The 22,950-nt window shown below is 67.2% G+C and carries 33 protein-coding genes; all 33 read left to right on the top strand.

The window, feature by feature from the left end; genetic code table 11:
- The first annotated feature begins 4 nt into the window (after positions 1-4).
- The gene (gene rplD / locus ACIQTP_RS25040; RefSeq protein ID WP_037747970.1) at positions 5-661 is read left to right on the top strand and encodes a 50S ribosomal protein L4; all 657 of its coding nucleotides are present in this window, start codon (positions 5-7) and stop codon (positions 659-661) included.
- Positions 661-1,077: a 50S ribosomal protein L23 gene (gene rplW / locus ACIQTP_RS25045; RefSeq protein WP_402034679.1), complete on the top strand. Its 417-nt coding sequence runs from the start codon at positions 661-663 to the stop codon at positions 1,075-1,077. The genes rplD and rplW overlap by 1 nt, the downstream gene beginning before the upstream one ends.
- Before the next feature lie 39 nt (positions 1,078-1,116).
- Positions 1,117-1,953: a 50S ribosomal protein L2 gene (rplB, locus tag ACIQTP_RS25050; RefSeq protein WP_030039757.1), complete on the top strand. Its 837-nt coding sequence runs from the start codon at positions 1,117-1,119 to the stop codon at positions 1,951-1,953.
- Between the two features lie 12 nt (positions 1,954-1,965).
- Complete coding sequence (gene rpsS, locus ACIQTP_RS25055) at positions 1,966-2,247, top strand: 30S ribosomal protein S19 (RefSeq protein WP_015035577.1); 282 nt, start codon at positions 1,966-1,968, stop codon at positions 2,245-2,247.
- A gap of 41 nt (positions 2,248-2,288) precedes the next feature.
- Positions 2,289-2,636 (top strand): 50S ribosomal protein L22, encoded by a 348-nt coding sequence (gene rplV, locus ACIQTP_RS25060; protein ID WP_003974262.1) that lies wholly within the window; start codon positions 2,289-2,291, stop codon positions 2,634-2,636.
- Positions 2,636-3,472, top strand: coding sequence for a 30S ribosomal protein S3 (gene rpsC / locus ACIQTP_RS25065; protein ID WP_143602621.1), 837 nt, complete (start codon positions 2,636-2,638; stop codon positions 3,470-3,472). Before rplV ends, rpsC begins: the two co-directional genes overlap by 1 nt.
- A 5-nt stretch (positions 3,473-3,477) precedes the next feature.
- Complete coding sequence (gene rplP, locus ACIQTP_RS25070; protein ID WP_010986348.1) at positions 3,478-3,897, top strand: 50S ribosomal protein L16; 420 nt, start codon at positions 3,478-3,480, stop codon at positions 3,895-3,897.
- Positions 3,897-4,121, top strand: a complete 225-nt coding sequence (gene rpmC, locus ACIQTP_RS25075) for a 50S ribosomal protein L29 (RefSeq protein WP_003998824.1) — start codon at positions 3,897-3,899, stop codon at positions 4,119-4,121. Before rplP ends, rpmC begins: the two co-directional genes overlap by 1 nt.
- Positions 4,121-4,405: a 30S ribosomal protein S17 gene (rpsQ, locus tag ACIQTP_RS25080; RefSeq protein WP_386592807.1), complete on the top strand. Its 285-nt coding sequence runs from the start codon at positions 4,121-4,123 to the stop codon at positions 4,403-4,405. Before rpmC ends, rpsQ begins: the two co-directional genes overlap by 1 nt.
- A 200-nt stretch (positions 4,406-4,605) precedes the next feature.
- Entirely contained in the window at positions 4,606-4,974 is a 369-nt protein-coding gene (rplN, locus tag ACIQTP_RS25085) for a 50S ribosomal protein L14 (RefSeq protein ID WP_003998823.1), read from the top strand.
- Positions 4,975-4,976: 2 nt separating this feature from the next.
- Positions 4,977-5,300 carry a 50S ribosomal protein L24 gene (gene rplX, locus ACIQTP_RS25090; RefSeq protein ID WP_060901494.1) on the top strand — a complete coding sequence of 108 codons (324 nt, stop codon included), beginning with the start codon at positions 4,977-4,979 and terminating at the stop codon, positions 5,298-5,300.
- Positions 5,300-5,857, top strand: a complete 558-nt coding sequence (gene rplE / locus ACIQTP_RS25095) for a 50S ribosomal protein L5 (protein WP_060901493.1) — start codon at positions 5,300-5,302, stop codon at positions 5,855-5,857. The genes rplX and rplE overlap by 1 nt, the downstream gene beginning before the upstream one ends.
- Before the next feature lie 5 nt (positions 5,858-5,862).
- Positions 5,863-6,048, top strand: coding sequence for a type Z 30S ribosomal protein S14 (locus ACIQTP_RS25100; protein ID WP_003948630.1), 186 nt, complete (start codon positions 5,863-5,865; stop codon positions 6,046-6,048).
- 211 nt (positions 6,049-6,259) lie between these two features.
- A complete protein-coding gene (gene rpsH / locus ACIQTP_RS25105) occupies positions 6,260-6,658 on the top strand; it encodes a 30S ribosomal protein S8 (RefSeq protein ID WP_010986352.1) in 399 nt (132 codons plus the stop codon).
- A 24-nt stretch (positions 6,659-6,682) separates the two neighbouring features.
- Entirely contained in the window at positions 6,683-7,222 is a 540-nt protein-coding gene (gene rplF, locus ACIQTP_RS25110) for a 50S ribosomal protein L6 (protein ID WP_060901492.1), read from the top strand.
- Between the two features lie 3 nt (positions 7,223-7,225).
- On the top strand, positions 7,226-7,609 hold the full coding sequence (gene rplR / locus ACIQTP_RS25115) for a 50S ribosomal protein L18 (protein WP_060901491.1): 384 nt from the start codon (positions 7,226-7,228) through the stop codon (positions 7,607-7,609).
- 41 nt (positions 7,610-7,650) lie between these two features.
- Complete coding sequence (rpsE, locus tag ACIQTP_RS25120; protein ID WP_016645168.1) at positions 7,651-8,256, top strand: 30S ribosomal protein S5; 606 nt, start codon at positions 7,651-7,653, stop codon at positions 8,254-8,256.
- Between the two features lie 2 nt (positions 8,257-8,258).
- Positions 8,259-8,441: a 50S ribosomal protein L30 gene (rpmD, locus tag ACIQTP_RS25125; protein ID WP_060901490.1), complete on the top strand. Its 183-nt coding sequence runs from the start codon at positions 8,259-8,261 to the stop codon at positions 8,439-8,441.
- A 2-nt stretch (positions 8,442-8,443) separates the two neighbouring features.
- On the top strand, positions 8,444-8,899 hold the full coding sequence (gene rplO, locus ACIQTP_RS25130; RefSeq protein WP_060901489.1) for a 50S ribosomal protein L15: 456 nt from the start codon (positions 8,444-8,446) through the stop codon (positions 8,897-8,899).
- A gap of 230 nt (positions 8,900-9,129) precedes the next feature.
- On the top strand, positions 9,130-10,443 hold the full coding sequence (gene secY / locus ACIQTP_RS25135) for a preprotein translocase subunit SecY (RefSeq protein ID WP_403403279.1): 1,314 nt from the start codon (positions 9,130-9,132) through the stop codon (positions 10,441-10,443).
- Complete coding sequence (locus ACIQTP_RS25140) at positions 10,443-11,105, top strand: adenylate kinase (RefSeq protein ID WP_403403282.1); 663 nt, start codon at positions 10,443-10,445, stop codon at positions 11,103-11,105. The genes secY and ACIQTP_RS25140 overlap by 1 nt, the downstream gene beginning before the upstream one ends.
- Positions 11,106-11,245: 140 nt before the next feature.
- A complete protein-coding gene (gene map / locus ACIQTP_RS25145; RefSeq protein WP_403403285.1) occupies positions 11,246-12,082 on the top strand; it encodes a type I methionyl aminopeptidase in 837 nt (278 codons plus the stop codon).
- A gap of 572 nt (positions 12,083-12,654) precedes the next feature.
- Complete coding sequence (gene infA / locus ACIQTP_RS25150) at positions 12,655-12,876, top strand: translation initiation factor IF-1 (RefSeq protein ID WP_003948620.1); 222 nt, start codon at positions 12,655-12,657, stop codon at positions 12,874-12,876.
- A 70-nt stretch (positions 12,877-12,946) separates the two neighbouring features.
- On the top strand, positions 12,947-13,060 hold the full coding sequence (gene rpmJ, locus ACIQTP_RS25155) for a 50S ribosomal protein L36 (RefSeq protein ID WP_003998809.1): 114 nt from the start codon (positions 12,947-12,949) through the stop codon (positions 13,058-13,060).
- Between the two features lie 209 nt (positions 13,061-13,269).
- Complete coding sequence (gene rpsM / locus ACIQTP_RS25160) at positions 13,270-13,650, top strand: 30S ribosomal protein S13 (RefSeq protein WP_356468887.1); 381 nt, start codon at positions 13,270-13,272, stop codon at positions 13,648-13,650.
- A 64-nt stretch (positions 13,651-13,714) separates the two neighbouring features.
- Complete coding sequence (gene rpsK, locus ACIQTP_RS25165; RefSeq protein WP_003956432.1) at positions 13,715-14,119, top strand: 30S ribosomal protein S11; 405 nt, start codon at positions 13,715-13,717, stop codon at positions 14,117-14,119.
- Between the two features lie 115 nt (positions 14,120-14,234).
- Positions 14,235-15,257 carry a DNA-directed RNA polymerase subunit alpha gene (locus ACIQTP_RS25170; RefSeq protein WP_003966937.1) on the top strand — a complete coding sequence of 341 codons (1,023 nt, stop codon included), beginning with the start codon at positions 14,235-14,237 and terminating at the stop codon, positions 15,255-15,257.
- A 179-nt stretch (positions 15,258-15,436) separates the two neighbouring features.
- Positions 15,437-15,946, top strand: coding sequence for a 50S ribosomal protein L17 (gene rplQ / locus ACIQTP_RS25175; protein WP_402034694.1), 510 nt, complete (start codon positions 15,437-15,439; stop codon positions 15,944-15,946).
- Between the two features lie 90 nt (positions 15,947-16,036).
- Complete coding sequence (gene truA, locus ACIQTP_RS25180) at positions 16,037-16,903, top strand: tRNA pseudouridine(38-40) synthase TruA (RefSeq protein ID WP_403403289.1); 867 nt, start codon at positions 16,037-16,039, stop codon at positions 16,901-16,903.
- A gap of 198 nt (positions 16,904-17,101) precedes the next feature.
- Entirely contained in the window at positions 17,102-18,736 is a 1,635-nt protein-coding gene (locus ACIQTP_RS25185; protein ID WP_403403292.1) for a glycosyltransferase family 2 protein, read from the top strand.
- A complete protein-coding gene (locus tag ACIQTP_RS25190) occupies positions 18,733-19,743 on the top strand; it encodes a glycoside hydrolase family 26 protein (RefSeq protein WP_403403295.1) in 1,011 nt (336 codons plus the stop codon). Before ACIQTP_RS25185 ends, ACIQTP_RS25190 begins: the two co-directional genes overlap by 4 nt.
- Positions 19,740-21,368, top strand: coding sequence for a hypothetical protein (locus ACIQTP_RS25195; protein WP_403403298.1), 1,629 nt, complete (start codon positions 19,740-19,742; stop codon positions 21,366-21,368). The genes ACIQTP_RS25190 and ACIQTP_RS25195 overlap by 4 nt, the downstream gene beginning before the upstream one ends.
- Positions 21,365-22,915 (top strand): glycosyltransferase family 39 protein, encoded by a 1,551-nt coding sequence (locus ACIQTP_RS25200; protein WP_403403301.1) that lies wholly within the window; start codon positions 21,365-21,367, stop codon positions 22,913-22,915. The genes ACIQTP_RS25195 and ACIQTP_RS25200 overlap by 4 nt, the downstream gene beginning before the upstream one ends.
- Positions 22,916-22,950 lie beyond the last annotated feature (35 nt).

Raw genomic sequence — 22,950 nt, forward strand, 5'->3', positions numbered from 1 at the left:
GACTATGAGCACCATTGACATTCTGTCGCCCTCCGGCGACACCGCCGGGACCGTTGAGCTCCCGGCCGAGATCTTCGACGTAGAGAAGATCAGCATTCCGCTGCTTCACCAGGTCGTCGTCGCGCAGCTGGCCGCCGCCCGTCAGGGCACGCACAAGGTCAAGCGTCGTGGCGAGGTCCGCGGTGGCGGTAAGAAGCCTTACCGTCAGAAGGGCACCGGCCGCGCGCGCCAGGGTTCGACCCGTGCGCCGCAGTTCGCCGGCGGTGGCGTCGTCCACGGCCCCACGCCGCGTGACTACTCGCAGCGGACCCCGAAGAAGATGAAGGCCGCGGCCCTGCGCCACGCCCTCACCGACCGGGCCCGCAACGCTCGCATCCACGTCATCACCGGCGTGATCGAGGGCGAGACCCCCTCCACCAAGGCCGCGAAGAGCTTCCTCGGCAAGGTCAGCGAGCGCAAGAACGTGCTCCTGGTCATCGAGCGCTCCGACGAGGCCGCGCTGCTTTCCGCGCGCAACCTGCCCCAGGTCCACATCCTGGAGCCGGGCCAGCTGAACACGTACGACGTTCTCGTCTCGGACGACGTGGTCTTCACCCAGGCCGCTTTCGAGTCCTTCGTGTCTGGCCCCCAGGCCGCTGACACCGAAGGGAGCGAAGCCTGATGGCTACGCGTCACCCGAGCATTGCCTCGAAGGCCGCCAAGGCCAAGAAGGTCGCGCGCGTCGCCAAGGCGAAGCGCCACGAGGCCGAGGGCAAGAACACCGTCGAGACGCCGACGAGCAAGAGCTTCACGGACCCCCGTGACGTGCTGCTCAAGCCGGTCGTCTCCGAGAAGAGCTACGCGCTGCTCGACGAGGGCAAGTACACCTTCGTCGTCGCGCCGGGCGCCAACAAGACCCAGATCAAGCAGGCCGTCCAGGCGGTCTTCTCGGTCAAGGTCACCGGCGTCAACACGATCAACCGTCAGGGTAAGCGCAAGCGCACCAAGAGCGGTTTCGGTAAGCGTGCGGACACCAAGCGCGCCATCGTGACCCTCGCTGAGGGCGACCGTATCGACATCTTCGGCCAGGCCTCCTAACGGAGCGCCCTGGTCCGAATATCGGACGAGGACTGAGAAATGGGAATCCGCAAGTACAAGCCGACGACGCCGGGCCGCCGTGGCTCCTCCGTCGCCGACTTCGTCGAGGTCACGCGGTCCACGCCGGAGAAGTCGCTGGTCCGCCCGCTGCACAGCAAGGGCGGCCGTAACAACGCCGGTCGTGTGACCGTTCGCCACCAGGGTGGCGGACACAAGCGCGCCTACCGAGTGATCGACTTCCGTCGTCACGACAAGGACGGCGTGCCGGCGAAGGTCGCGCACATCGAGTACGACCCCAACCGCACCGCGCGCATCGCGCTGCTGCACTACGCCGACGGCGAGAAGCGCTACATCCTCGCCCCGCGCAACCTGCAGCAGGGTGACCGCGTCGAGAACGGTCCCGGGGCCGACATCAAGCCGGGCAACAACCTGGCCCTCCGCAACATCCCGGTCGGTACCACGATCCACGCGATCGAGATCCGTCCCGGTGGCGGTGCCAAGTTCGCCCGCTCCGCCGGTGCCTCGGTGCAGCTGCTCGCGAAGGAGGGCACGATGGCCCACCTTCGTATGCCTTCCGGTGAGATCCGCCTGGTCGACCAGCGCTGCCGCGCCACGGTCGGCGAGGTCGGCAACGCCGAGCAGAGCAACATCAACTGGGGTAAGGCCGGCCGTAAGCGCTGGCTGGGCGTTCGCCCGACCGTCCGCGGTGTGGCGATGAACCCGGTTGACCACCCGCACGGTGGTGGTGAGGGCAAGACCTCCGGTGGTCGCCACCCGGTCTCCCCGTGGGGTCAGAAGGAGGGTCGTACTCGTTCGCCGAAGAAGGCTTCGAACAAGTACATCGTCCGCCGCCGCAAGACGAACAAGAAGCGCTAGGAGCGGGTTTAGATGCCGCGCAGTCTCAAGAAGGGACCCTTCGTTGACGGCCACCTCGTAAAGAAGGTGGACGCTCAGAACGAAGCCGGTACCAAGAACGTCATCAAGACCTGGTCCCGTCGCTCGATGATCATCCCGGCCATGCTCGGCCACACGATCGCGGTGCACAACGGCAAGACCCACATTCCGGTGTTTGTCACCGAGTCGATGGTCGGCCACAAGCTCGGCGAGTTCTCGCCGACGCGCACCTTCCGGGGTCACGTCAAGGACGACCGGAAGTCGAAGCGCCGCTAACGCGGGGTGGAATGACCATGACAGACACTGGAAGGACAACCATGGAAGCCAGGGCCCAGGCGCGGTACATCCGCGTTACGCCCATGAAGGCCCGCCGCGTGGTGGACCTTATCCGTGGCATGGATGCCACGGAGGCTCAGGCGGTCCTGCGTTTCGCCCCGCAGGCCGCGAGCGTGCCGGTCGGCAAGGTGCTTGACAGCGCCATTGCCAACGCCGCGCACAACTACGACCACACCGACGCCGACAGCCTCTTCATCTCCGAGGCGTACGTCGACGAGGGTCCGACCCTGAAGCGGTTCCGGCCGCGCGCCCAGGGCCGTGCCTACCGGATCCGCAAGCGGACCAGCCACATCACCGTGGTCGTCAGCAGCAAGGAAGGAACCCGGTAATGGGCCAGAAGGTTAACCCGCATGGGTTCCGGCTCGGCATCACCACGGACTTCAAGTCCCGTTGGTACGCCGACAAGCTGTACAAGGACTACGTCAAGGAAGACGTCGCCATCCGTCGGATGATGACGTCCGGCATGGAGCGCGCCGGCATCTCGAAGGTTGAGATCGAGCGCACCCGTGACCGCGTGCGGGTGGACATCCACACCGCGCGTCCGGGCATCGTCATCGGCCGCCGTGGCGCCGAGGCCGACCGCATCCGCGGCGACCTCGAGAAGCTCACGGGCAAGCAGGTCCAGCTGAACATCCTCGAGGTCAAGAACCCCGAGACCGACGCTCAGCTGGTTGCTCAGGCCGTTGCCGAGCAGCTGTCCTCCCGCGTCTCCTTCCGCCGCGCCATGCGTAAGAGCATGCAGTCGGCGATGAAGGCGGGCGCCAAGGGCATCAAGATCCAGTGTGGTGGCCGTCTCGGCGGCGCCGAGATGTCCCGCTCGGAGTTCTACCGCGAGGGCCGTGTGCCCCTGCACACGCTCCGCGCGAACGTCGACTACGGATTCTTCGAGGCCAAGACGACCTTCGGCCGTATCGGTGTGAAGGTCTGGATCTACAAGGGCGACGTCAAGAACATCGCCGAGGTCCGCGCCGAGAACGCCGCCGCCCGTGCCGGCAACCGCCCGGCCCGTGGTGGCGGCAACGACCGCCCGGCCGGCCGTGGTGGCCGTGGTGGCGAGCGTGGCGGCCGCGGCCGCAAGCCGCAGCAGGCTCCCGCTGCCGAGGCCCCCAAGGCCGAGGCTCCGGCGGCTGCCGCTCCGGCTGAGAGCACCGGAACGGAGGCCTGACCGACATGCTGATCCCCCGTAGGGTCAAGCACCGCAAGCAGCACCACCCCAAGCGCCGTGGTCAGGCCAAGGGCGGTACGCAGGTTTCGTTCGGCGAGTACGGCATTCAGGCCCTCACGCCGGCGTACGTGACGAACCGCCAGATCGAGGCCGCCCGTATCGCGATGACCCGCCACATCAAGCGTGGCGGCAAGGTCTGGATCAACATCTACCCGGACCGCCCGCTCACGAAGAAGCCTGCCGAGACCCGCATGGGTTCCGGTAAGGGTTCGCCGGAGTGGTGGATCGCGAACGTGCACCCGGGCCGGGTCATGTTCGAACTGTCCTACCCCAACGAGAAGATCGCCCGTGAGGCCCTCACTCGCGCAGCCCACAAGCTGCCGATGAAGTGCCGGATCGTCAAGCGCGAGGCAGGTGAAGCGTGATGTCGGCCGGTACCAAGGCGTCCGAGCTGCGCGAACTGGGTGACGAGGAGCTTCTCGCGAAGCTTCGCGAAGCCAAGGAAGAGCTGTTCAACCTCCGCTTCCAGGCGGCGACCGGTCAGCTCGAGAACCACGGTCGGCTCAAGGCCGTCCGCAAGGACATCGCGCGGATCTACACCCTGATGCGTGAGCGCGAGCTGGGCATCGAAACGGTGGAGAGCGCCTGATGAGCGAGAGCAACGTGACTGAGAACACCGAGGCGCGCGGATTCCGCAAGACCCGTGAGGGTCTCGTCGTCAGCGACAAGATGGACAAGACCGTCGTCGTCGCCGTCGAGGACCGCGTCAAGCACGCCCTGTACGGCAAGGTCATCCGCCGTACGAGCAAGCTGAAGGCCCACGACGAGCAGAACGCCGCGGGTGTCGGCGACCGCGTCCTCCTCATGGAGACGCGTCCGCTGTCCGCGACGAAGCGCTGGCGCATCGTGGAGATCCTCGAGAAGGCGAAGTAATCAAACGGGGGGCTCAGTCCCCCCGTTGCCCCCCGCCGGGGGCCTGCCGCACCGTCAGGTGCCCGGCCCCCGGCGGAGGTTTTCTCCCTCAACAGGCCAAGTAATTCCTGCGGGGCTTATCCGCAGGACGGTTCCGCCAGGCTCGCAGGGCGACCCGAAGGGGATCCCCGCGGGAACCGGCAGACAATCAGGAGATAGACGTGATCCAGCAGGAGTCGCGACTGCGCGTCGCCGACAACACGGGGGCGAAGGAAATCCTTTGCATCCGTGTGCTCGGTGGCTCCGGTCGCCGCTACGCGGGCATCGGTGACGTCATCGTCGCCACCGTCAAGGACGCGATCCCCGGTGGCAACGTGAAGAAGGGTGACGTCGTCAAGGCGGTCATCGTTCGCACCGTCAAGGAGCGCCGCCGTCCGGACGGCTCGTACATCCGCTTCGACGAGAACGCCGCCGTCATTCTGAAGAACGACGGCGACCCTCGCGGCACCCGTATCTTCGGCCCCGTCGGCCGTGAGCTGCGCGAGAAGAAGTTCATGAAGATCATCTCGCTCGCGCCGGAGGTGCTGTAAGCATGAAGATCAAGAAGGGTGACACGGTTCAGGTCATCACCGGCAAGGACAAGGGCAAGCAGGGCAAGGTCATTGCCGCTTACCCGCGCGACGAGCGCGTCCTGGTCGAGGGTGTCAACCGGGTCAAGAAGCACACGAAGGCCGGCCCCACCGCCAGCGGTTCGCAGGCCGGCGGCATCGTGACCACCGAAGCCCCCATTCACGTGAGCAACGTTCAGCTCGTCGTGGAGAAGGACGGCAACAAGGTCGTCACGCGCGTCGGTTACCGCTTCGACGACGAGGGCAACAAGATCCGCGTTGCCAAGCGGACGGGTGAGGACATCTGATGGCTACCACCACCACTCCGCGTCTCAAGACGAAGTACCGCGAGGAGATCGCGGGCAAGCTGCGTGAGGAGTTCTCCTACGAGAACGTCATGCAGGTTCCCGGCCTCGTCAAGATCGTGGTCAACATGGGTGTCGGCGACGCCGCCCGTGACTCCAAGCTCATGGACGGTGCCGTCCGTGACCTGACCACGATCACCGGTCAGAAGCCGGCCATCACCAAGGCCCGCAAGTCCATCGCGCAGTTCAAGCTGCGTGAGGGTCAGCCGATCGGTGCCCACGTCACGCTCCGTGGCGACCGCATGTGGGAGTTCCTGGACCGCACCCTGTCGCTCGCGCTGCCGCGCATCCGCGACTTCCGCGGCCTGTCCCCCAAGCAGTTCGACGGCCGTGGCAACTACACCTTCGGTCTCACGGAGCAGGTCATGTTCCACGAGATCGACCAGGACAAGATCGACCGCGTCCGGGGTATGGACATCACCGTGGTGACCACGGCGACCAACGACGCTGAGGGCCGTGCCCTTCTCCGTCACCTCGGCTTCCCCTTCAAGGAGGCGTAAGCGAGATGGCGAAGAAGGCTCTGATTGCCAAGGCTGCTCGTAAGCCCAAGTTCGGTGTGCGTGGCTACACGCGCTGCCAGCGCTGCGGTCGTCCGCACTCCGTGTACCGCAAGTTCGGCCTGTGCCGCGTCTGCCTTCGTGAGATGGCTCACCGTGGCGAGCTGCCGGGCGTGACCAAGAGCTCCTGGTAGTTCCGGTAATTCCGGACTCCAGAGGCTCTCGGTAAGCAAAGGGCTCGGTCAGGTGCCCACCTCTCCATGGCTTAGGCTAGGAGGGTTGGGCGCCTGACGCCCGTACGACTTACTACGCCGTAGGTCCCCGCACCGCACCCGTCCCGCCACTGAGTGGGGAGAGGGATGGCGCATACAGGAAACCCCGGCGAGAGAGGCCGAAGGCCAATTCATGACCATGACTGATCCGATCGCAGACATGCTTACGCGTCTGCGTAACGCGAACTCGGCGTACCACGACACCGTGGGTATGCCGCACAGCAAGATCAAGTCGCACATCGCGGAGATCCTCCAGCAGGAGGGCTTCATCACGGGCTGGAAGGTCGAGGACGCCGAGGTCGGCAAGAACCTCGTCCTCGAGCTGAAGTTCGGCCCGAACCGTGAGCGCTCCATCGCGGGTATCAAGCGGATCTCCAAGCCCGGTCTCCGGGTGTACGCGAAGTCCACCAACCTGCCGAAGGTGCTCGGCGGCCTTGGCGTGGCCATCATCTCCACGTCCCACGGGCTCCTCACCGACAAGCAGGCCGGCAAGAAGGGCGTAGGCGGAGAAGTTCTCGCCTACGTCTGGTAACGGAAGGGAACGGAGGAAACAGCTATGTCGCGTATTGGCAAGCTCCCCATCACGGTTCCCGCCGGCGTGGACGTCACCATCGAAGGCCGTACGGTCCAGGTGAAGGGCCCCAAGGGCACCCTCGCTCACACCGTCGCCGCGCCGATCGAGGTCGTCAAGGCTGAGGATGGCGTTCTGAACGTCACCCGCCCCAACGACGAGCGTCAGAACAAGGCCCTGCACGGCCTGTCCCGCACGCTGGTGGCGAACATGATCACCGGCGTGACCCAGGGTTACGTGAAGAAGCTCGAGATCAGCGGTGTCGGTTACCGCGTCCAGGCGAAGGGCTCCAACCTGGAGTTCGCGCTCGGCTACAGCCACCCGATCACCGTCGAGGCCCCCGAGGGCATCACCTTCAAGGTGGAGGCTCCGACCCGTTTCTCGGTCGAGGGCATCGACAAGCAGAAGGTCGGCGAGGTTGCGGCCAACATCCGCAAGCTGCGCAAGCCCGACCCGTACAAGGCCAAGGGCGTCAAGTACGAGGGCGAAGTCATTCGCCGCAAGGTCGGAAAGGCGGGTAAGTAAGCCATGGCATACGGTGTCAAGATTGCTAAGGGCGACGCTTACAAGCGTGCTGCCATCAAGCGTCGTCACATCCGGATCCGTAAGCACATCTCGGGTACGGCTGAGCGTCCGCGCCTGGTCGTGACGCGCTCCAACCGCCACATCGTGGCCCAGGTCATCGACGACGTTAAGGGTCACACCCTCGCGTCGGCGTCGACCCTGGACACGACGATCCGCGGTGGCGAGGCCGACAAGTCGGCACAGGCCAAGTCGGTCGGCGCCCTGGTCGCCGAGCGCGCCAAGGCCGCCGGTGTCGAGGCTGTCGTATTCGACCGTGGTGGCAACCAGTACGCCGGGCGCATTGCCGCCCTGGCGGACGCCGCCCGCGAAGCCGGACTCAAGTTCTGAGTCGGTTCCGTAGCTAGCGGAAACAGAGAGAGGTAATTCCAATGGCTGGACCCCAGCGCCGCGGTGGCGGTGCCGGTGGCGGCGAGCGGCGGGACCGGAAGGGCCGTGACGGCGGCGCAGCTGCCGCCGAGAAGACCGCGTACGTTGAGCGCGTTGTCGCGATCAACCGCGTCGCCAAGGTTGTGAAGGGTGGTCGTCGCTTCAGCTTCACTGCGCTCGTCGTAGTGGGCGACGGTGACGGCACCGTGGGTGTCGGTTACGGCAAGGCCAAGGAGGTGCCGGCCGCCATCGCCAAGGGTGTTGAGGAGGCCAAGAAGCACTTCTTCAAGGTCCCCCGTATCCAGGGCACCATCCCTCACCCCATCCAGGGTGAGAAGGCCGCGGGCGTCGTCCTGCTCAAGCCGGCTTCGCCGGGTACCGGCGTTATCGCCGGTGGTCCCGTGCGCGCCGTGCTCGAGTGCGCCGGCGTTCACGACATCCTGTCGAAGTCCCTGGGCTCCGACAACGCGATCAACATCGTGCACGCGACCGTGGCGGCCCTCAAGGGTCTGCAGCGTCCCGAGGAGATCGCGGCCCGCCGTGGTCTGCCCCTCGAGGACGTCGCCCCTGCCGCTCTGCTGCGTGCGCGTGCGGGAGCGGGTGCGTAATCATGGCTCAGCTCAGGATCACGCAGACGAAGTCGTACATCGGCAGCAAGCAGAACCACCGCGACACCCTGCGTTCGCTCGGGCTCAAGCGCCTGAACGACGTGGTCGTCAAGGAGGACCGCCCCGAGTTCCGCGGAATGGTGCACACCGTCCGCCACCTCGTGACGGTTGAGGAGGTCGACTGATCATGGCGGAGAACAACCCGCTCAAGATCCACAACCTCCGTCCCGCCCCGGGCGCCAAGACCGCCAAGACCCGTGTGGGTCGTGGTGAGGCGTCGAAGGGTAAGACGGCCGGTCGTGGTACCAAGGGCACGAAGGCCCGCTACCAGGTTCCGGAGCGCTTCGAGGGCGGGCAGATGCCCCTCCACATGCGTCTCCCGAAGCTGAAGGGCTTCAAGAACCCGTTCAAGACCGAGTTCCAGGTCGTGAACCTCGACAAGCTGGCCGCGCTGTACCCGGAGGGTGGCGAGGTCACCGTCGAGGGTCTCGTCGCCAAGGGTGCGGTTCGCAAGAACAGCCTCGTCAAGGTGCTCGGCCAGGGCGAGATCTCCGTCGCGCTGCAGGTTTCGGTTGACGCCGTTTCCGGCTCCGCCAAGGAGAAGATCACCGCCGCCGGCGGTACCGTCACCGAGCTCGTCTGATCTTTTCAGGCGTCTCGATGACATGAGCGATCCCAACCGGGGGTGCCCCTACAAAAGGGGTATCCCCGGTTGGTCGTTCCTAGGGGGGCAGTCTCGCCGGTAAGGTGGCCTGCACTGCCGACTTTCGTCCGGCGTTCCATCGGGCGGCAGTCGACCGAGATACCTACCTATTCGTCGAACCTCAAGACCGTCACCTCTGACGCAGTTGCGCGGGGGTCGCAGGAGGCACCGTGCTCACCGCGTTCGCCCGGGCGTTCAAGACGCCCGACCTGCGCAAGAAGCTGCTCTTCACGCTCGGCATCATCGTGGTCTACCGGGTCGGTACCCACGTACCGATCCCAGGTGTCGACTACAAGAACGTCCAGACCTGCATCGACGTGGCCAAGGGCAACCAGGGTCTGTTCGGGCTGGTCAACATGTTCAGTGGTGGTGCGCTGCTGCAGATCACGATCTTCGCGCTCGGCATCATGCCGTACATCACGGCGAGCATCATCCTGCAGCTGCTGACGGTGGTGATCCCGCGCCTCGAAGCCCTCAAGAAGGAGGGTTCGGCCGGCACCGCGAAGATCACGCAGTACACCCGTTATCTGACAGTGGCGCTGGCGATCCTGCAGGGCACCGGCCTTGTCGCGACCGCCCGCAGCGGCGCCCTGTTCAGCGGCTGCCAGGTGGCCAACCAGATCGTTCCTGACCAGTCGATCTTCCAGACCGTCGTGATGGTCGTCACCATGACCGCCGGTACGGGTGTCGTCATGTGGCTGGGCGAGCTCATCACCGACCGCGGCATCGGCAACGGTATGTCGATCCTCATGTTCATCTCGATCGCGGCGACCTTCCCGTCCGCGCTGTGGGCGATCAAGACGCAGGGCACGCTGGCCGGCGGCTGGATCGAGTTCGGCACCGTGATCGCGGTCGGACTGGTCATGGTCGCGCTGGTCGTCTTCGTCGAGCAGGCCCAGCGGCGCATCCCGGTCCAGTACGCGAAGCGCATGATCGGGCGCCGGTCGTACGGCGGTACGTCCACTTACATCCCGCTGAAGGTCAATCAGGCGGGTGTGATTCCCGTCATCTTCGCGTCGTCGCTGCTCTACATCCCGGCTCTGATCGCCCAGTTCTCCAACGGCAACTCCGGCTGGAAGACCTGGGTCACGCAGAACCTGACCAAGGGCGATCACCCCATCTACCTGGTCTCTTACTTCCTCCTGATCGTTTTCTTCGCGTTCTTCTACGTGGCGATCTCGTTCAACCCCGAGGAAGTCGCGGACAACATGAAGAAGTATGGTGGCTTCATCCCGGGCATCCGGGCTGGCCGGCCGACCGCTGAGTACCTGAGTTACGTACTCAACCGGATCACCTGGCCGGGGTCGCTGTATCTGGGTCTGATCGCTCTCGTACCGACAATGGCGTTGGTGGGTTTCGGGGCAACCGGCAACTTCCCGTTCGGTGGTACCAGCATCCTGATCATCGTGGGTGTCGGTCTTGAGACCGTGAAGCAGATCGAGAGCCAGCTTCAGCAGCGCAATTACGAAGGGTTCCTCCGCTGATGCGAATCGTCCTCGTCGGGCCGCCCGGTGCCGGGAAGGGAACGCAGGCTGCGTTCCTTGCCAAGAACCTGGGGATTCCGCACATCTCCACGGGCGACCTCTTCCGCGCCAACATCAGTCAGGGCACGGAGCTGGGCAAGCAGGCCAAGGCGTACATGGACGCCGGCAAGCTGGTGCCGGACGAGGTCACCATCGGGATGGCCAAGGACCGCATGGAGCAGCCCGACGCCGCGAACGGCTTCCTGCTGGACGGCTTCCCTCGTAACGTCTCGCAGGCCGAGGCGCTCGACGAGATGCTCAAGGCCGAGGGCATGAAGCTGGACGCGGTGCTGGACCTGGAGGTCCCCGAGGACGAGGTGGTCAAGCGCATCGCGGGCCGCCGCATCTGCCGCAACGACTCTTCGCACGTCTTCCACGTGACGTACAAGCAGCCGAAGAAGGAAGGCGTCTGTGACGTCTGCGGCGGCGAGCTGTACCAGCGGGACGACGACTCCGAGGACACCGTCCGTACGCGTCTCGAGGTCTACCACACGCAGACCGAGCCGATCATCGACTACTACGCCGCTCAGGGCCTGGTCGTGACGATCTCGGCGCTCGGCAAGGTGGAAGAGGTCACGGGGCGCGCCATGGAGGCGCTCAAGAGCAAGGTCGGCGACAAGTAGTCGTCATGCTGCCATCGGCCGCGGTGCCCTCCGGGGGTGCCGCGGCCGTAGTGTTGTGCAGGTGGTCGTGTACGCAATGGTGCACGACCCGGTTGGGTACGTCGTCGGAATGACGGAGAAGACGGAGAGCGCGGGCCGCCATGGTGCAGATCAAGACCCCTGAGCAGATCGCCAAGATGCGTGCGGCGGGGTTGGTCGTCGCGGCCATTCACGCGGCCACACGTGAGGCGGCCGTGCCGGGTGCGACGACGAAGGACCTGGACGAGGTCGCGCGCAAGGTGCTGGCCGAGCACGGGGCGAAGTCGAACTTCCTCGGGTACGGCGGTTTCCCCGCGACCATCTGCACCTCGGTCAACGAGGTCGTCGTCCACGGCATCCCGTCCGACGAGGTGGTCCTGAAGGACGGCGACATCATCTCGATCGACTGCGGCGCGATCGTGGACGGCTGGCACGGGGACGCGGCGTACACCGCGTTCGTGGGCTCCGGTCACGCCCCGGAGCTGCTCGAGCTCTCCCGGGTGACCGAGGAGTCGATGTGGGCGGGCATCGCGGCGATGAAGCAGGGCAACCGGCTCGTCGACGTCTCGCGTGCGATCGAGACGTACATCCGCCGCCAGCCGAAGCCCGGCGGCGGCAAGTACGGAATCATCGAGGACTACGGCGGCCACGGCATCGGCACCGAGATGCACATGGACCCGCACCTGCTGAACTACGTCGAGAAGCGGCGCGGCAAGGGTCCCAAGCTGGTCCCCGGCTTCTGCCTGGCCATCGAGCCGATGGTGTCCCTGGGCACGCCGCGGACCGAGGTGCTGGAGGACGACTGGACCGTCATCACGACGGACGGTACGTGGTCCTCGCACTGGGAGCATTCGGTGGCACTGACGGAGCAGGGTCCGCTGGTCCTCACCGCCCCTGACGGCGGCAGGGCGAAGCTGGCGGAGTACGGGATCACCGCGGCGCCGGACCCGCTGGCCTGACGGCACGACGGACGGTACGTGGTCCTCGCACGGGGAGCACTCGGTGGCACTGACGGAGCAGGGTCCGCTGGTCCTCACCGCCCCTGACCGCGGCAGGGCGAAGCCGGCGGAGTACGGGATCACCGCGGCGCCCGCCGTCGGCCTGACGGCGCCGGACGGCCGGCCTGACGGCGGTGGGCGAGGTCGGCGGAGTGCGTGGTCGTGGCGCCGGATCCGTCGTGGGGACCTGACGGCGTAACCGGGCGGTGGCCCGGTCCGTGGCTGTCGGTCGGCGCCTGTGGGTGCTGCCCGGTCGGGCGCAGCGGCGGCACCGCGGTCCACGAACGGCGGATGCCGGTCGGCTACGGCGGGTGGCGACGTGGTCGCCGTACGGCTACGCGGCGCCGGTGCGGAACGGCCGCGGTCACGCGCCGGCGACCCCCGTTGCTTAAGGATCTCCGTAGTGGGGCATTCTTTCTCGATTCGTCTTTCCGAGGGGCCTGACGTAGACTGACTCGTCGGCTCTCGTGCACCCGCATGTCTGCATGCGCTCGTGCGAAGTCGATCAAGGTAGTCGATTCGAAGGGCGAAGCGTGGCCAAGAAGCAAGGTGCCATCGAGATCGAGGGCACTGTCGTCGAGTCTCTTCCGAACGCCATGTTCAAGGTCGAGCTCCAGAACGGCCACCAGGTCCTGGCACACATCAGCGGCAAGATGCGTATGCACTACATCCGCATCCTCCCTGACGACCGGGTCGTGGTGGAGCTGTCTCCGTACGACCTCACGCGTGGCCGGATCGTCTACCGCTACAAGTAGATCTTGCCTTTACTCCGTGTTCCCGGTTCCGGGGCGCGGGGGGTGGCACTGACCCGGAGAACCTCACCCAATGAAGGTCAAGCCGAGCGTCAAGAAGATCTGCGACAAGTGCAGGGTGATCCGCCGTCACGGTCGGGTCATGGTCATCTGCGAAAACCCGCGCCACAAGCAGCGCCAGGGCTGACGCACGACCGCACCTTCTGCACCCGCAGATACTTCGCGCGACGCAAGCAGTACATGTTCATACGCAGAATCCAGGGCTGATTCTCATCAGGCCTGACACCCCCGGTCGGAGGCCGGGGACCCGGTTCGTACCGAATCTTCAGCGTGAAGAGGACGGCGGGCGGGATCCGGTTCTGCGGAAGACCTCCGAACGACAACTGGAGCCATTGAATGGCACGCGTTTCCGGTGTTGACATCCCGCGCGAAAAGCGTGTGGAGGTCGCCCTGACCTACGTGTTCGGCATCGGCCGGACCCTTTCCCAGCTGACGCTGGCCGAGACCGGCGTGAACCCGAACACCCGCGTTCGTGACCTCTCCGAAGAAGAGCTGGTCAAGATCCGCGAGTACGTGGACGCCAACATCAAGACCGAGGGTGACCTCCGTCGCGAGATTCAGGCCGACATCCGCCGCAAGGTCGAGATCGGCTGCTACCAGGGTCTGCGCCACCGTCGTGGCCTGCCCGTCCACGGTCAGCGCACCAGCACGAACGCTCGTACCCGCAAGGGCCCGCGTCGCGCCATCGCCGGTAAGAAGAAGCCGGGCAAGAAGTAGTCCTCAGCGGACGCTTATCAGCGGTCTTCGCTGTAGGACCGACCACCTCCCGTAGGAGTAATAGATGCCCCCCAAGGGTCGTCAGGGCGCTGCCAAGAAGGTGCGCCGCAAGGAAAAGAAGAACGTCGCTCACGGGCACGCCCACATCAAGAGCACGTTCAACAACACGATCGTCTCGATCACGGACCCCTCGGGCAACGTGATCTCCTGGGCCTCCGCCGGCCACGTCGGCTTCAAGGGCTCGCGCAAGTCCACCCCCTTCGCCGCGCAGATGGCCGCCGAGTCGGCCGCCCGTCGCGCGCAGGAGCACGGCATGCGCAAGGTTGACGTCTTCGTGAAGGGCCCGGGCTCCGGTCGCGAGACCGCGATCCGCTCCCTCCAGGCCACTGGCCTCGAGGTCGGCTCGATCCAGGACGTCACCCCCACCCCGCACAACGGCTGCCGTCCGCCCAAGCGCCGCCGCGTCTGACGCACGGTTGTCTCAGGTTTCGGGCGGTATGGCCTTTCGAGGCTGTGCCGCCCGTACCCTTGCAGTACTAGTCGGACATCAAATAGTGGGTGTCCATGACTGAAGGATTCACTTCATGCTGATTGCTCAGCGTCCCTCGTTGACCGAAGAGGTCGTCGACGAATTCCGCTCCCGGTTCGTGATCGAGCCGCTGGAGCCGGGCTTCGGCTACACCCTCGGCAACTCCCTGCGCCGGACCCTCCTGTCCTCGATCCCGGGTGCGGCGGTCACGTCCATCCGCATCGACGGCGTTCTGCACGAGTTCACCACCGTGCCGGGCGTCAAGGAGGACGTCACCGACCTGATCCTCAACATCAAGCAGCTGGTCGTCTCCTCGGAGCACGACGAGCCGGTCGTGATGTACCTGCGCAAGCAGGGCCCGGGTCTGGTCACCGCCGCCGACATCGCGCCCCCGGCCGGTGTCGAGGTGCACAACCCCGACCTCGTCCTCGCCACGCTCAACGGCAAGGGCAAGCTGGAGATGGAGCTGACCGTCGAGCGCGGTCGCGGCTACGTCTCCGCCGTTCAGAACAAGCAGGTCGGTCAGGAGATCGGGCGCATCCCGGTCGACTCGATCTACTCGCCGGTGCTGAAGGTCACGTACAAGGTCGAGGCGACCCGTGTCGAGCAGCGCACCGACTTCGACAAGCTGATCGTCGACGTCGAGACCAAGCAGGCCATGCGTCCCCGTGACGCCATGGCGTCGGCCGGTAAGACTTTGGTCGAGCTGTTCGGTCTGGCCCGCGAGCTCAACATCGACGCCGAGGGCATCGACATGGGCCCGTCCCCCACGGACGCCGCCCTCGCCGCGGACCTCGCGCTGCCGATCGAGGAGCTCGAGCTCACCGTTCGTTCCTACAACTGCCTCAAGCGTGAGGGCATCCACTCCGTGGGTGAGCTCGTCGCCCGCTCCGAGGCCGACCTCCTGGACATCCGCAACTTCGGTGCGAAGTCCATCGACGAGGTCAAGGCGAAGCTGGCCGGCATGGGCCTGGCCCTCAAGGACAGCCCGCCCGGATTCGACCCGACCGCTGCCGCCGACGCCTTTGGCGCCGACGACGACGCGGACGCCGGGTTCGTCGAGACCGAGCAGTACTGAGAGCTCGGGCCAGACGGTCCGTTTTCCGGTGCGGGTGCGCTGTGCCTGATCGCGCAGTTCCCCGTGCCCCTTCCGGGGCGCCCCTTCGGGGCCGCCCCGGATCTCCGACGGGCAATCGCCCGCTCGGACACTGACTCCGGTACCTGATACGGCCGGGGCAGACACCTAGGAGAAACACCATGCCGAAGCCCACCAAGGGTGCCCGTCTGGGCGGCAGCGCCGCGCACGAGAAGCTGCTCCTCGCGAACCTCGCGAAGTCGCTCTTCGAGCACGGCCGCATCACCACCACCGAGGCGAAGGCCCGTCGCCTGCGCCCGTACGCGGAGCGTCTGGTCACCAAGGCGAAGAAGGGTGACCTTCACAACCGCCGTCAGGTGCTCTCGGTGATCACGGACAAGAGCATCGTGCACACGCTCTTCACCGAGATCGGCCCGCGCTACGAGAACCGCCCGGGTGGCTACACCCGTATCACCAAGATCGGTAACCGCCGTGGCGACAACGCGCCCATGGCCGTCATCGAGCTGGTGGAGGCCCTGACCGTGGCCCAGCAGGCCACCGGTGAGGCCGAGGCGGCCACCAAGCGTTCCGCCAAGGACGCCGAGGCCAAGACCGAGGCTCCGGCCAAGGTCGAGGACGCCAAGGTCGAGGACGCCGCCGAGGCTCCCGCCGAGGAGTCGAAGGACGCCTGAGGCACTGCCTGGCTGTGAGCGGGTCCGTCCCTTCGGGGCGGGCCCGCTTTCGCGTTCCGGCACAGATGCCGGCCTTGAGAGGATCTAGGTGTGAGTGACGAAGTACAGCCCGGGTTCGTACGGGTGCGTTTGGATCTGTCGTACGACGGGACCGAGTTCTCCGGGTGGGCCAAGCAGGCCTCGGGGCGCCGGACCGTGCAGGGGGAGATCGAGGACGCCCTCAGGACCGTCACGCGGACCAGGGACACCACGTACGAGCTGACCGTCGCCGGGCGCACCGACGCCGGTGTGCACGCGCGCGGGCAGGTGGCGCACGTCGACCTGCCCGTCGAGCTGTGGACCGAGCACGAGGAGAAGCTCCTCAAGCGGCTGGCCGGCCGGCTCTCCAAGGACGTGCGGGTGTGGTCCCTGAGGGAGGCCCCCAGCGGGTTCAACGCCCGCTTCTCCGCGATCTGGCGGCGGTACGCCTACCGCGTCACCGACAACCCCGGGGGAGTGGACCCCCTGCTGCGGGGTCACGTCCTGTGGCACGACTGGCCGTTGGACGTCGACGCCATGAACGAGGCGGCCGAGCGGCTCGTGGGCGAGCACGACTTCGCCGCGTACTGCAAGAGGCGCGAGGGTGCCACGACCATTCGTACGCTCCAGGAGCTGAGCCTGGTGCGCGGGGACGACGGGGTCATCACCGCCACCGTCCGTGCCGACGCCTTCTGCCACAACATGGTGCGCTCGCTCATCGGCGCGCTGCTGTTCGTGGGGGACGGGCACCGCGGGTCCGACTGGCCGGGGAAGGTGCTCGCGGCCGGCGTGCGGGACTCGGCCGTCCACGTCGTACGGCCGCACGGGCTGACCCTGGAGGAGGTCGGCTACCCCGCGGACGAACTGCTCGCCGCGCGCAACAAGGAGGCGCGGAACCGGCGGACGCTGCCCGGGGCACCAGGGTGTGAAACCTGTTAGTAACATGCAAATTACGCGCAGATAGCTCACATGTCGTCACTTACCCGGCGTAAGTCACTTGTTGGGCCTTACATCATTCTTACCTCTCGGATACTCTTTCGCCTCTCGGCCCCGTGTTCGATGCGGGGCTTCTTGGGGTGGGGATAACGCGGGCCGTCGGCCCGGAGGGTAGGAATGTCATCACTTGACTCTGCCCGCATGTCCGGAGGGGCCGGCGCTGGGGGGCGGCGGGCCGGACGGCACGGAGGACGGCGCGGTGCCGTTGGGGCACCGCTCGGGCTGCTGCCCGCGCCGCCCTCGCATGCGGAGAAGTACTCGTACGTGAAGCGGCGCCTGTGGGTGCTGACCCTCGCGTCGGTCGTCAGCTTCGGCTGTCTGACCGTCAGTCAGGTCGCGCTCGCCCAGGCCAGTCCCCTGATGTGGATCTTCGGTCCGCCGCTCGCCTTCACGGTGGTCTACTACCTGGTGTCGCTGAAGGTGAACGGTTTCACCAGGGACTTCGACTTCGCGTACCACCAGGAGCTGGCGCGTGGCTGGCGGCCCGCGGTCTACCCGACCGTCGACGTGTTCCTGCCCGTGTGCGGCGAGCCGATCGAGGTGCTGCACAACACCTGGACGCACGTGCGGCAGCTGGCCGACCGGTATCCCGGGCAGTGCGTTCCCTTCGTGCTCGACGACGGTGCGAGTCCCGAGCTGGCGGCGATGGCCCGCGACTTCGGGTTCCGCTACGGCACCCGGGAGAACCGCGGCTGGTTCAAGAAGGCCGGCAACCTGCACTACGGCTTCGGACAGTCGGACGGCAAGTACATCCTCATCCTCGACGCCGACTTCACGCCGCGCTCCGACCTCCTGGAGGAGCTGCTGCCGTACATGGAGGCCGACGAGGGCATCGGGATCGTCCAGTCGCCGCAGTACTTCCGGGTCCTGGACTCGCAGAACTGGATCGAGCGCGGGGCGGGGGCCGTCCAGGAGCTCTTCTACCGCTCGGTGCAGGTCTCGCGGCAGGGCAGTGACGGCGCGATCTGCGTGGGCTCCTGCGCCATCTACCGGCGCGCCGCCCTCGACACCAACGGCGGTACGACGCTGATCGAGCACTCCGAGGACGTGCACACCGGCTTCGACCTGCGCGGGCTCGGCTGGGACCTGAAGTACGTGCCGGTCGCCCTGTCGACCGGGGTGTGCCCGGACACGGCCGGGGCCTTCTTCAACCAGCAGTACCGCTGGTGCTCGGGGTCGATGTCGCTGCTCGGCAGCAAGAAGTTCTGGGACGCGCCGATCCGCTTCTCCAGCCGGCTCTGCTACATGTCCGGGTTCTTCTACTACATCCACACCGCGCTGTTCACCTTCGTGGCCCCGCTGGTACCGATCCTCCTGCTGCTGACCAGCCCCGAGATGCTCCAGGTCAAGCACCTGGTGTGGGTGCTGCCGAGCATCGTCTACACGGCCATGATCTTCCCGATGTGGCACAAGGCGCCCTACCGCCTGGAGGCCTGGTCGGCGCGGATGATGTACGGCTGGGCGCATGTCTTCGCCATCTGGGACATCCTGCGCAAGCAGCGTATGGGCTGGCAGCCGACCGGCTCCAAGGGCGCGAAGAAGAACAAGACCCGGCGGTTCTGGCTGGGGATGTGGATCTGGAGCGGCGGGACGGCCGTGGTCTGGGTCGGCGCCGCCGTGTACCGGCTGTTCACCGGCTATCCGCCGGACTTCGCCCTCGTCCTGTCCTCCGGGCTGTTCTACGCGCTGGTGGTCGCCCGCGCGCTGATCCAGCCCAAGGAACACCATGCCGAGGTACGGCCCCAGGAGCTCCAGACCGTGGGTGACACCGCATGATCCGCAAGACCCTGCTCCCGCTGGCCGTGGCGCTCATGTCCCTGGCGGGGGCATCCGGCTGTGGTGTGTTCGGGGGCGCGGACGACCCGGCCGCCGAGGCCGCGCGGGAACCGGCCGCCGGCGACTCCTCAGGACAGGCGGCGCAGCAGCGGCCGTACGACGTGAAGAAGCTGCTGCACCCCGCGAAGAAGTACTTCGGGCTCGCCGTGGACGGCGCGCCCAGCTCTATGAAGCCCGTGGACGCCTTCGCGAAGACGGTCGGCAAGAAGCCGAACATGGTCGGGTCGTACTCCTCGTGGGGCAACGGATTCAACGCCGAGGGCGCGAAGAACGTCTTCGACGACGGAGGGCTGCTGTACGTCTCGTGGGAGCCGTTCAAGCCCGGCCTCGGCGAGATCGCGGACGGCTCTCAGGACATGTACATCAAGAAGTTCGCGGCGAGCGTCCGCAAGACGGCCGTGCCCGTCGCGATCAGCTTCGGGCACGAGATGAACGGCCACTGGTACCCGTGGGGGACCAAGGACACGACGGCCGCGACCTTCGTGAAGGCATGGCGGCACATCCACGACCTCTTCCAGGAGGAGGGCGCCACCAACGTGGTCTGGGTGTGGAGCCCCAACGTGGTCAACCCCGTCCCGTCGGTGAAGCTCGAGCCCTACTGGCCCGGTGACGCGTATGTCGACTGGGTCGGCATCGTCGGGTACTGGGCGCAGACCGGCGCCCACACCTTCGACACCCTGTACGGACCCACCCGGCGGCAGGTGGCCGGGTTCACCGACAAGCCGGTTCTGATCAGCGAGACCTCGGCGGAGCCCGGGGAGCGGCGGCGTGCGGATGTGCGCGGGCTGCTGGGCGGAGTCGAGGCGAACGACGACGTCATCGGCTTCCTCTGGTTCAACATCCCCAAGCGAGCCGACTGGCGCATCCAGAGCAGCCCGCTCGCCCTGGCCGAGTTCAAGCGCCTGATCGCCGACGACGCCTTCGGATTCGAGGTGCCGCGGTCATGAGCAATGAGCAGCAGTACTGGCAGCAGCAGGCCCCGCAGGCTCAACAGGTTCCGGAGACCTCTCAGGGGGTCCCGTACGCCCCGCACAATCAGGAAACGTTTCTGCAACATCAGCAGCCGACGCCGGGCGCCTGGCAACAGCAGTACCCCCCGTACAGCGCCCCGCGGACACCAGGCGACGAGCCCGAAGCCGACTACTACGTGCCGCACTACACCGTCCTGGACCCCGAGCCCGAACCCGAGCCCGAACCGGGCTATGTGCTGCCCGAGGTCCCCGTCTCCGCCTGGTCGGTAGACAACAGCCGCTCGGCGTGGATCAGCCGCGCTGTGCTGGTGCTGATCCTGCTGGTGCAGGCCGGTCTGTCCTACCGGCTGGACGGCAGCGCCTTCTCGCAGGAGGCGAAGTTCCTCACCTCCGACGGAACACTCTCGGGGCTGGTCTCCGATGCCGGTCTGGCCGGAGCCCGGACGCTGAGCCTGGTCTGGGCGCTGGGCGCGACCGCCCTGCTCTTCGGCGCGACCCGGCTGCTGTTCAACGCGCGGGCCGGTCTCGCGGCCGCCGCGATGTACTCCGTACTGGAGTCGACCGCCTTCACCGGCCGCTACGCCTGCGCGCACTCCCTGTCGCTGTTCCTGCTCGCCGCGGCCCTGTGGCTGCTGGCCAGGACCCGGCAGTCGACACCCGCGGCCGTCCTGGTGGCGGCGCCCTTCGCCGCGCTCGCGCCGTTCGCCGCGTACGCGGCGGCGCTGTACCTGCCGTCGCTGACCGTGCTTGCCGTACTGACCGCCTACCGCTTCCGCGGGGTCGGCGCCTTCGCGCGGGGCGCGCTCTTCGCCGTCGCGACCGGAGCCCTGTGCTTCGTGGGCGTCCGGCTGAACGGCACGCCGAGCGGCTGGAACGTGCACGGCACGGACAGCGCGCTGAGCCTGCTGAAGGAGAGCGCGCAGTGGGGCGGCATCGTCCTGCTCGTGGCCGTGATCGGCGCCGTCGGTTTCGCCCGCCGGGCCCGGATGGGCGAGATGCCCTGGGCCGAGGGGTCCGCGCCGGGCGCCGTCAGAAGGGCCTCGCTGGGGCTGACCCTGTGTGCCACCGCGCTCCTCGCCCCGCTCTACCAGGCATACCTGGGCAACGGCAGCTCGCTCCACATCCACGTCGGCTTCGGGCTGCTCTTCGCCGTGCCGATGGCGGGCCTGGGCATCTCCCGGATGATGGGCGCGCACTTCCGCTACCCGCAGATCGGCATCATGATCTACGTCGCCGCGCTGGTCGTGGGCATGGCACAGACCCAGGACCTGTACCGGCCGCCGGACTCGGCCGGCATGATCGCCGCGCTGCGCGAGGTCGTGACCGAGAAGGGTGCCAAGGGCAGCTACCTCAGCGACGACCCCGAGATCTCCGCGTACTACCTGCGCACCCGGACCGATCCGGGCCAGTGGCACCAGGCAGGACGCGGCAGCGCGCTGGCGTCCGCCGTGAAGAAGGGCTCGTACGACGCGGTCGTGCTGCGTACCGCCTCCGTGCCCGCGCAGCTGCGCGGGTCCAGGACGTACCGGCTGCTGGCCGTGGTGCGGTCCGCCGACAAGGACGGCGGACAGGCGCCGTACCGGATCTGGGTGAAGCGATGACGGCCTACGCACAGACTCCGCAGACGGATCCCGAGCAGCCCGAACAGCACCAGGAGACGGAGGGGCGCGCGCCCGGACGCCGGGCGGACAGCGGCGGCGGCAAGGGCTCCGCGCTGCTCGTCTTCGCGCTGCCCGTGCTGGTCGCGCTGGCCTGTGTGCTGCCGGGGCTCGGCGGGCGCCAACTGTGGCGCGACGAGCACGCCACCTGGTGGGCGTCCACGCTGTCATGGCACTACCTCGGGCAGCTGATCGACCACATCGACATCGTCTTCACGCCGTACTACGCGGGCATGCACCTGTGGATCGCGGTGGCCGGTGACTCGCCGGCCGTGCTGCGGCTGCCGGAGGCGCTGGCCATGGGGATCTCGGCCGGTCTGGTCGGGCTCCTGGGGCGCCGGATGTTCGCCGTGCGGACCGGCCTGCTGGCCGGACTGCTCTTCGCGGTGGTGCCGGCGATCACGCGCTACGGGCAGGAGGCGCGGCCCTACGCCTTCGCGACCCTCTTCGCGCTGCTCGCGACCCTCTTCCTGCTGCGCGCTCTGGAGAAGCCGAGCCTGCGCGACTGGACGCTGTACGCGCTGGCGATCGCGGCCACCGGGTTCGGCCACCTGGTCGCGATGTCGGTGATCGCCGGACATCTGGGCCTGGTCGTGCTGGCGAAGCGGCGCGGCGACAGGATCGCGCACTACGCCTTCGCGGGTGCGGCGCTGCTCGGTCTGTCGATCACGCTCCCGATGGTGGCGAAGGGGTCGGGGCAGAGCGGGCAGATCGCCTGGAACACCACCACGACCCAGGACCTGGTCGACTTCCCGCGGGAGCTGTTCGGGTCGTGGATCACCGGCGGCGTCGTGATGGGGCTCGGCGTGCTGGGGCTGCTGGCGGCCCGCCGCTACGCGGTGCTGCTCGGGGCGTGGGCCGTGCTGCCGCCGGTGCTCACCTTCCTGACGGCCGACCGGCTCCATCTCTTCCTGCCGCGGTATCTCCTTTTCACCATCCCGGCGTGGACGCTACTGCTGGCCGCCGCGGTCACCCGGCTCACGGGGCGGCTCGACCCCGCCGCCAGGCGCGGCGCCGCGGCGAAGGCGGTCGGCGGGGTACTGGTCACGGCCGTCGCCGCCGGATACGCCTTCGTGGCGTGGCCCGCGATCGGCGACGCCAAGAAGGACCTGCCCATGGAGCCGGACTACGCTGCGGCGGCGAATGTGATCGCCTCCGGGGAGAAGCCCGGCGACGGCCTGATCTTCAACGGCGGGCTGTCCGAGCGCCGTGCCATGGCCTACGAGCTGCGGGACCGCAAGGCCCCCAAGGACGTCCTCATGGAATGGACCCCGCAGCAGAACGGTTCGTACGGCGCCAGCGAGTGCAGGCAGCCGGCCCGATGCCTCAAGGGCGTCGACCGCCTCTGGCTGGTGTCGACGATCGCCGACGGCCGGCCGCCGCTGACCGGAGCGGACGAGAAGAAGACCGCGGCGATCGACGAGGACTTCAAGGCCACGCGCACGGTGCGGCTGAACCACGTCGTCGTGCAGGTACTGGAGCGCAGGTAGCGGTCGCCGCCCATGGACCCTGGCACGAAGGTTAA

The organism is Streptomyces sp. NPDC090798 (genome assembly GCF_044768965.1).
GTDB lineage: Bacteria > Actinomycetota > Actinomycetes > Streptomycetales > Streptomycetaceae > Streptomyces.

Coding starts and splice junctions, on each gene's coding strand:
- rplD (WP_037747970.1), top strand. CDS start 5: ATGAGCACCATTGACATTCTGTCGCCCTCCGGCGACACCGCCGGGACC.
- rplW (WP_402034679.1), top strand. CDS start 661: ATGGCTACGCGTCACCCGAGCATTGCCTCGAAGGCCGCCAAGGCCAAG.
- rplB (WP_030039757.1), top strand. CDS start 1,117: ATGGGAATCCGCAAGTACAAGCCGACGACGCCGGGCCGCCGTGGCTCC.
- rpsS (WP_015035577.1), top strand. CDS start 1,966: ATGCCGCGCAGTCTCAAGAAGGGACCCTTCGTTGACGGCCACCTCGTA.
- rplV (WP_003974262.1), top strand. CDS start 2,289: ATGGAAGCCAGGGCCCAGGCGCGGTACATCCGCGTTACGCCCATGAAG.
- rpsC (WP_143602621.1), top strand. CDS start 2,636: ATGGGCCAGAAGGTTAACCCGCATGGGTTCCGGCTCGGCATCACCACG.
- rplP (WP_010986348.1), top strand. CDS start 3,478: ATGCTGATCCCCCGTAGGGTCAAGCACCGCAAGCAGCACCACCCCAAG.
- rpmC (WP_003998824.1), top strand. CDS start 3,897: ATGTCGGCCGGTACCAAGGCGTCCGAGCTGCGCGAACTGGGTGACGAG.
- rpsQ (WP_386592807.1), top strand. CDS start 4,121: ATGAGCGAGAGCAACGTGACTGAGAACACCGAGGCGCGCGGATTCCGC.
- rplX (WP_060901494.1), top strand. CDS start 4,977: ATGAAGATCAAGAAGGGTGACACGGTTCAGGTCATCACCGGCAAGGAC.
- rplE (WP_060901493.1), top strand. CDS start 5,300: ATGGCTACCACCACCACTCCGCGTCTCAAGACGAAGTACCGCGAGGAG.
- ACIQTP_RS25100 (WP_003948630.1), top strand. CDS start 5,863: ATGGCGAAGAAGGCTCTGATTGCCAAGGCTGCTCGTAAGCCCAAGTTC.
- rpsH (WP_010986352.1), top strand. CDS start 6,260: ATGACCATGACTGATCCGATCGCAGACATGCTTACGCGTCTGCGTAAC.
- rplF (WP_060901492.1), top strand. CDS start 6,683: ATGTCGCGTATTGGCAAGCTCCCCATCACGGTTCCCGCCGGCGTGGAC.
- rplR (WP_060901491.1), top strand. CDS start 7,226: ATGGCATACGGTGTCAAGATTGCTAAGGGCGACGCTTACAAGCGTGCT.
- rpsE (WP_016645168.1), top strand. CDS start 7,651: ATGGCTGGACCCCAGCGCCGCGGTGGCGGTGCCGGTGGCGGCGAGCGG.
- rpmD (WP_060901490.1), top strand. CDS start 8,259: ATGGCTCAGCTCAGGATCACGCAGACGAAGTCGTACATCGGCAGCAAG.
- rplO (WP_060901489.1), top strand. CDS start 8,444: ATGGCGGAGAACAACCCGCTCAAGATCCACAACCTCCGTCCCGCCCCG.
- ACIQTP_RS25140 (WP_403403282.1), top strand. CDS start 10,443: ATGCGAATCGTCCTCGTCGGGCCGCCCGGTGCCGGGAAGGGAACGCAG.
- map (WP_403403285.1), top strand. CDS start 11,246: ATGGTGCAGATCAAGACCCCTGAGCAGATCGCCAAGATGCGTGCGGCG.
- rpmJ (WP_003998809.1), top strand. CDS start 12,947: ATGAAGGTCAAGCCGAGCGTCAAGAAGATCTGCGACAAGTGCAGGGTG.
- rpsM (WP_356468887.1), top strand. CDS start 13,270: ATGGCACGCGTTTCCGGTGTTGACATCCCGCGCGAAAAGCGTGTGGAG.
- rpsK (WP_003956432.1), top strand. CDS start 13,715: ATGCCCCCCAAGGGTCGTCAGGGCGCTGCCAAGAAGGTGCGCCGCAAG.
- ACIQTP_RS25170 (WP_003966937.1), top strand. CDS start 14,235: ATGCTGATTGCTCAGCGTCCCTCGTTGACCGAAGAGGTCGTCGACGAA.
- rplQ (WP_402034694.1), top strand. CDS start 15,437: ATGCCGAAGCCCACCAAGGGTGCCCGTCTGGGCGGCAGCGCCGCGCAC.
- ACIQTP_RS25185 (WP_403403292.1), top strand. CDS start 17,102: ATGTCCGGAGGGGCCGGCGCTGGGGGGCGGCGGGCCGGACGGCACGGA.
- ACIQTP_RS25190 (WP_403403295.1), top strand. CDS start 18,733: ATGATCCGCAAGACCCTGCTCCCGCTGGCCGTGGCGCTCATGTCCCTG.
- ACIQTP_RS25195 (WP_403403298.1), top strand. CDS start 19,740: ATGAGCAATGAGCAGCAGTACTGGCAGCAGCAGGCCCCGCAGGCTCAA.
- ACIQTP_RS25200 (WP_403403301.1), top strand. CDS start 21,365: ATGACGGCCTACGCACAGACTCCGCAGACGGATCCCGAGCAGCCCGAA.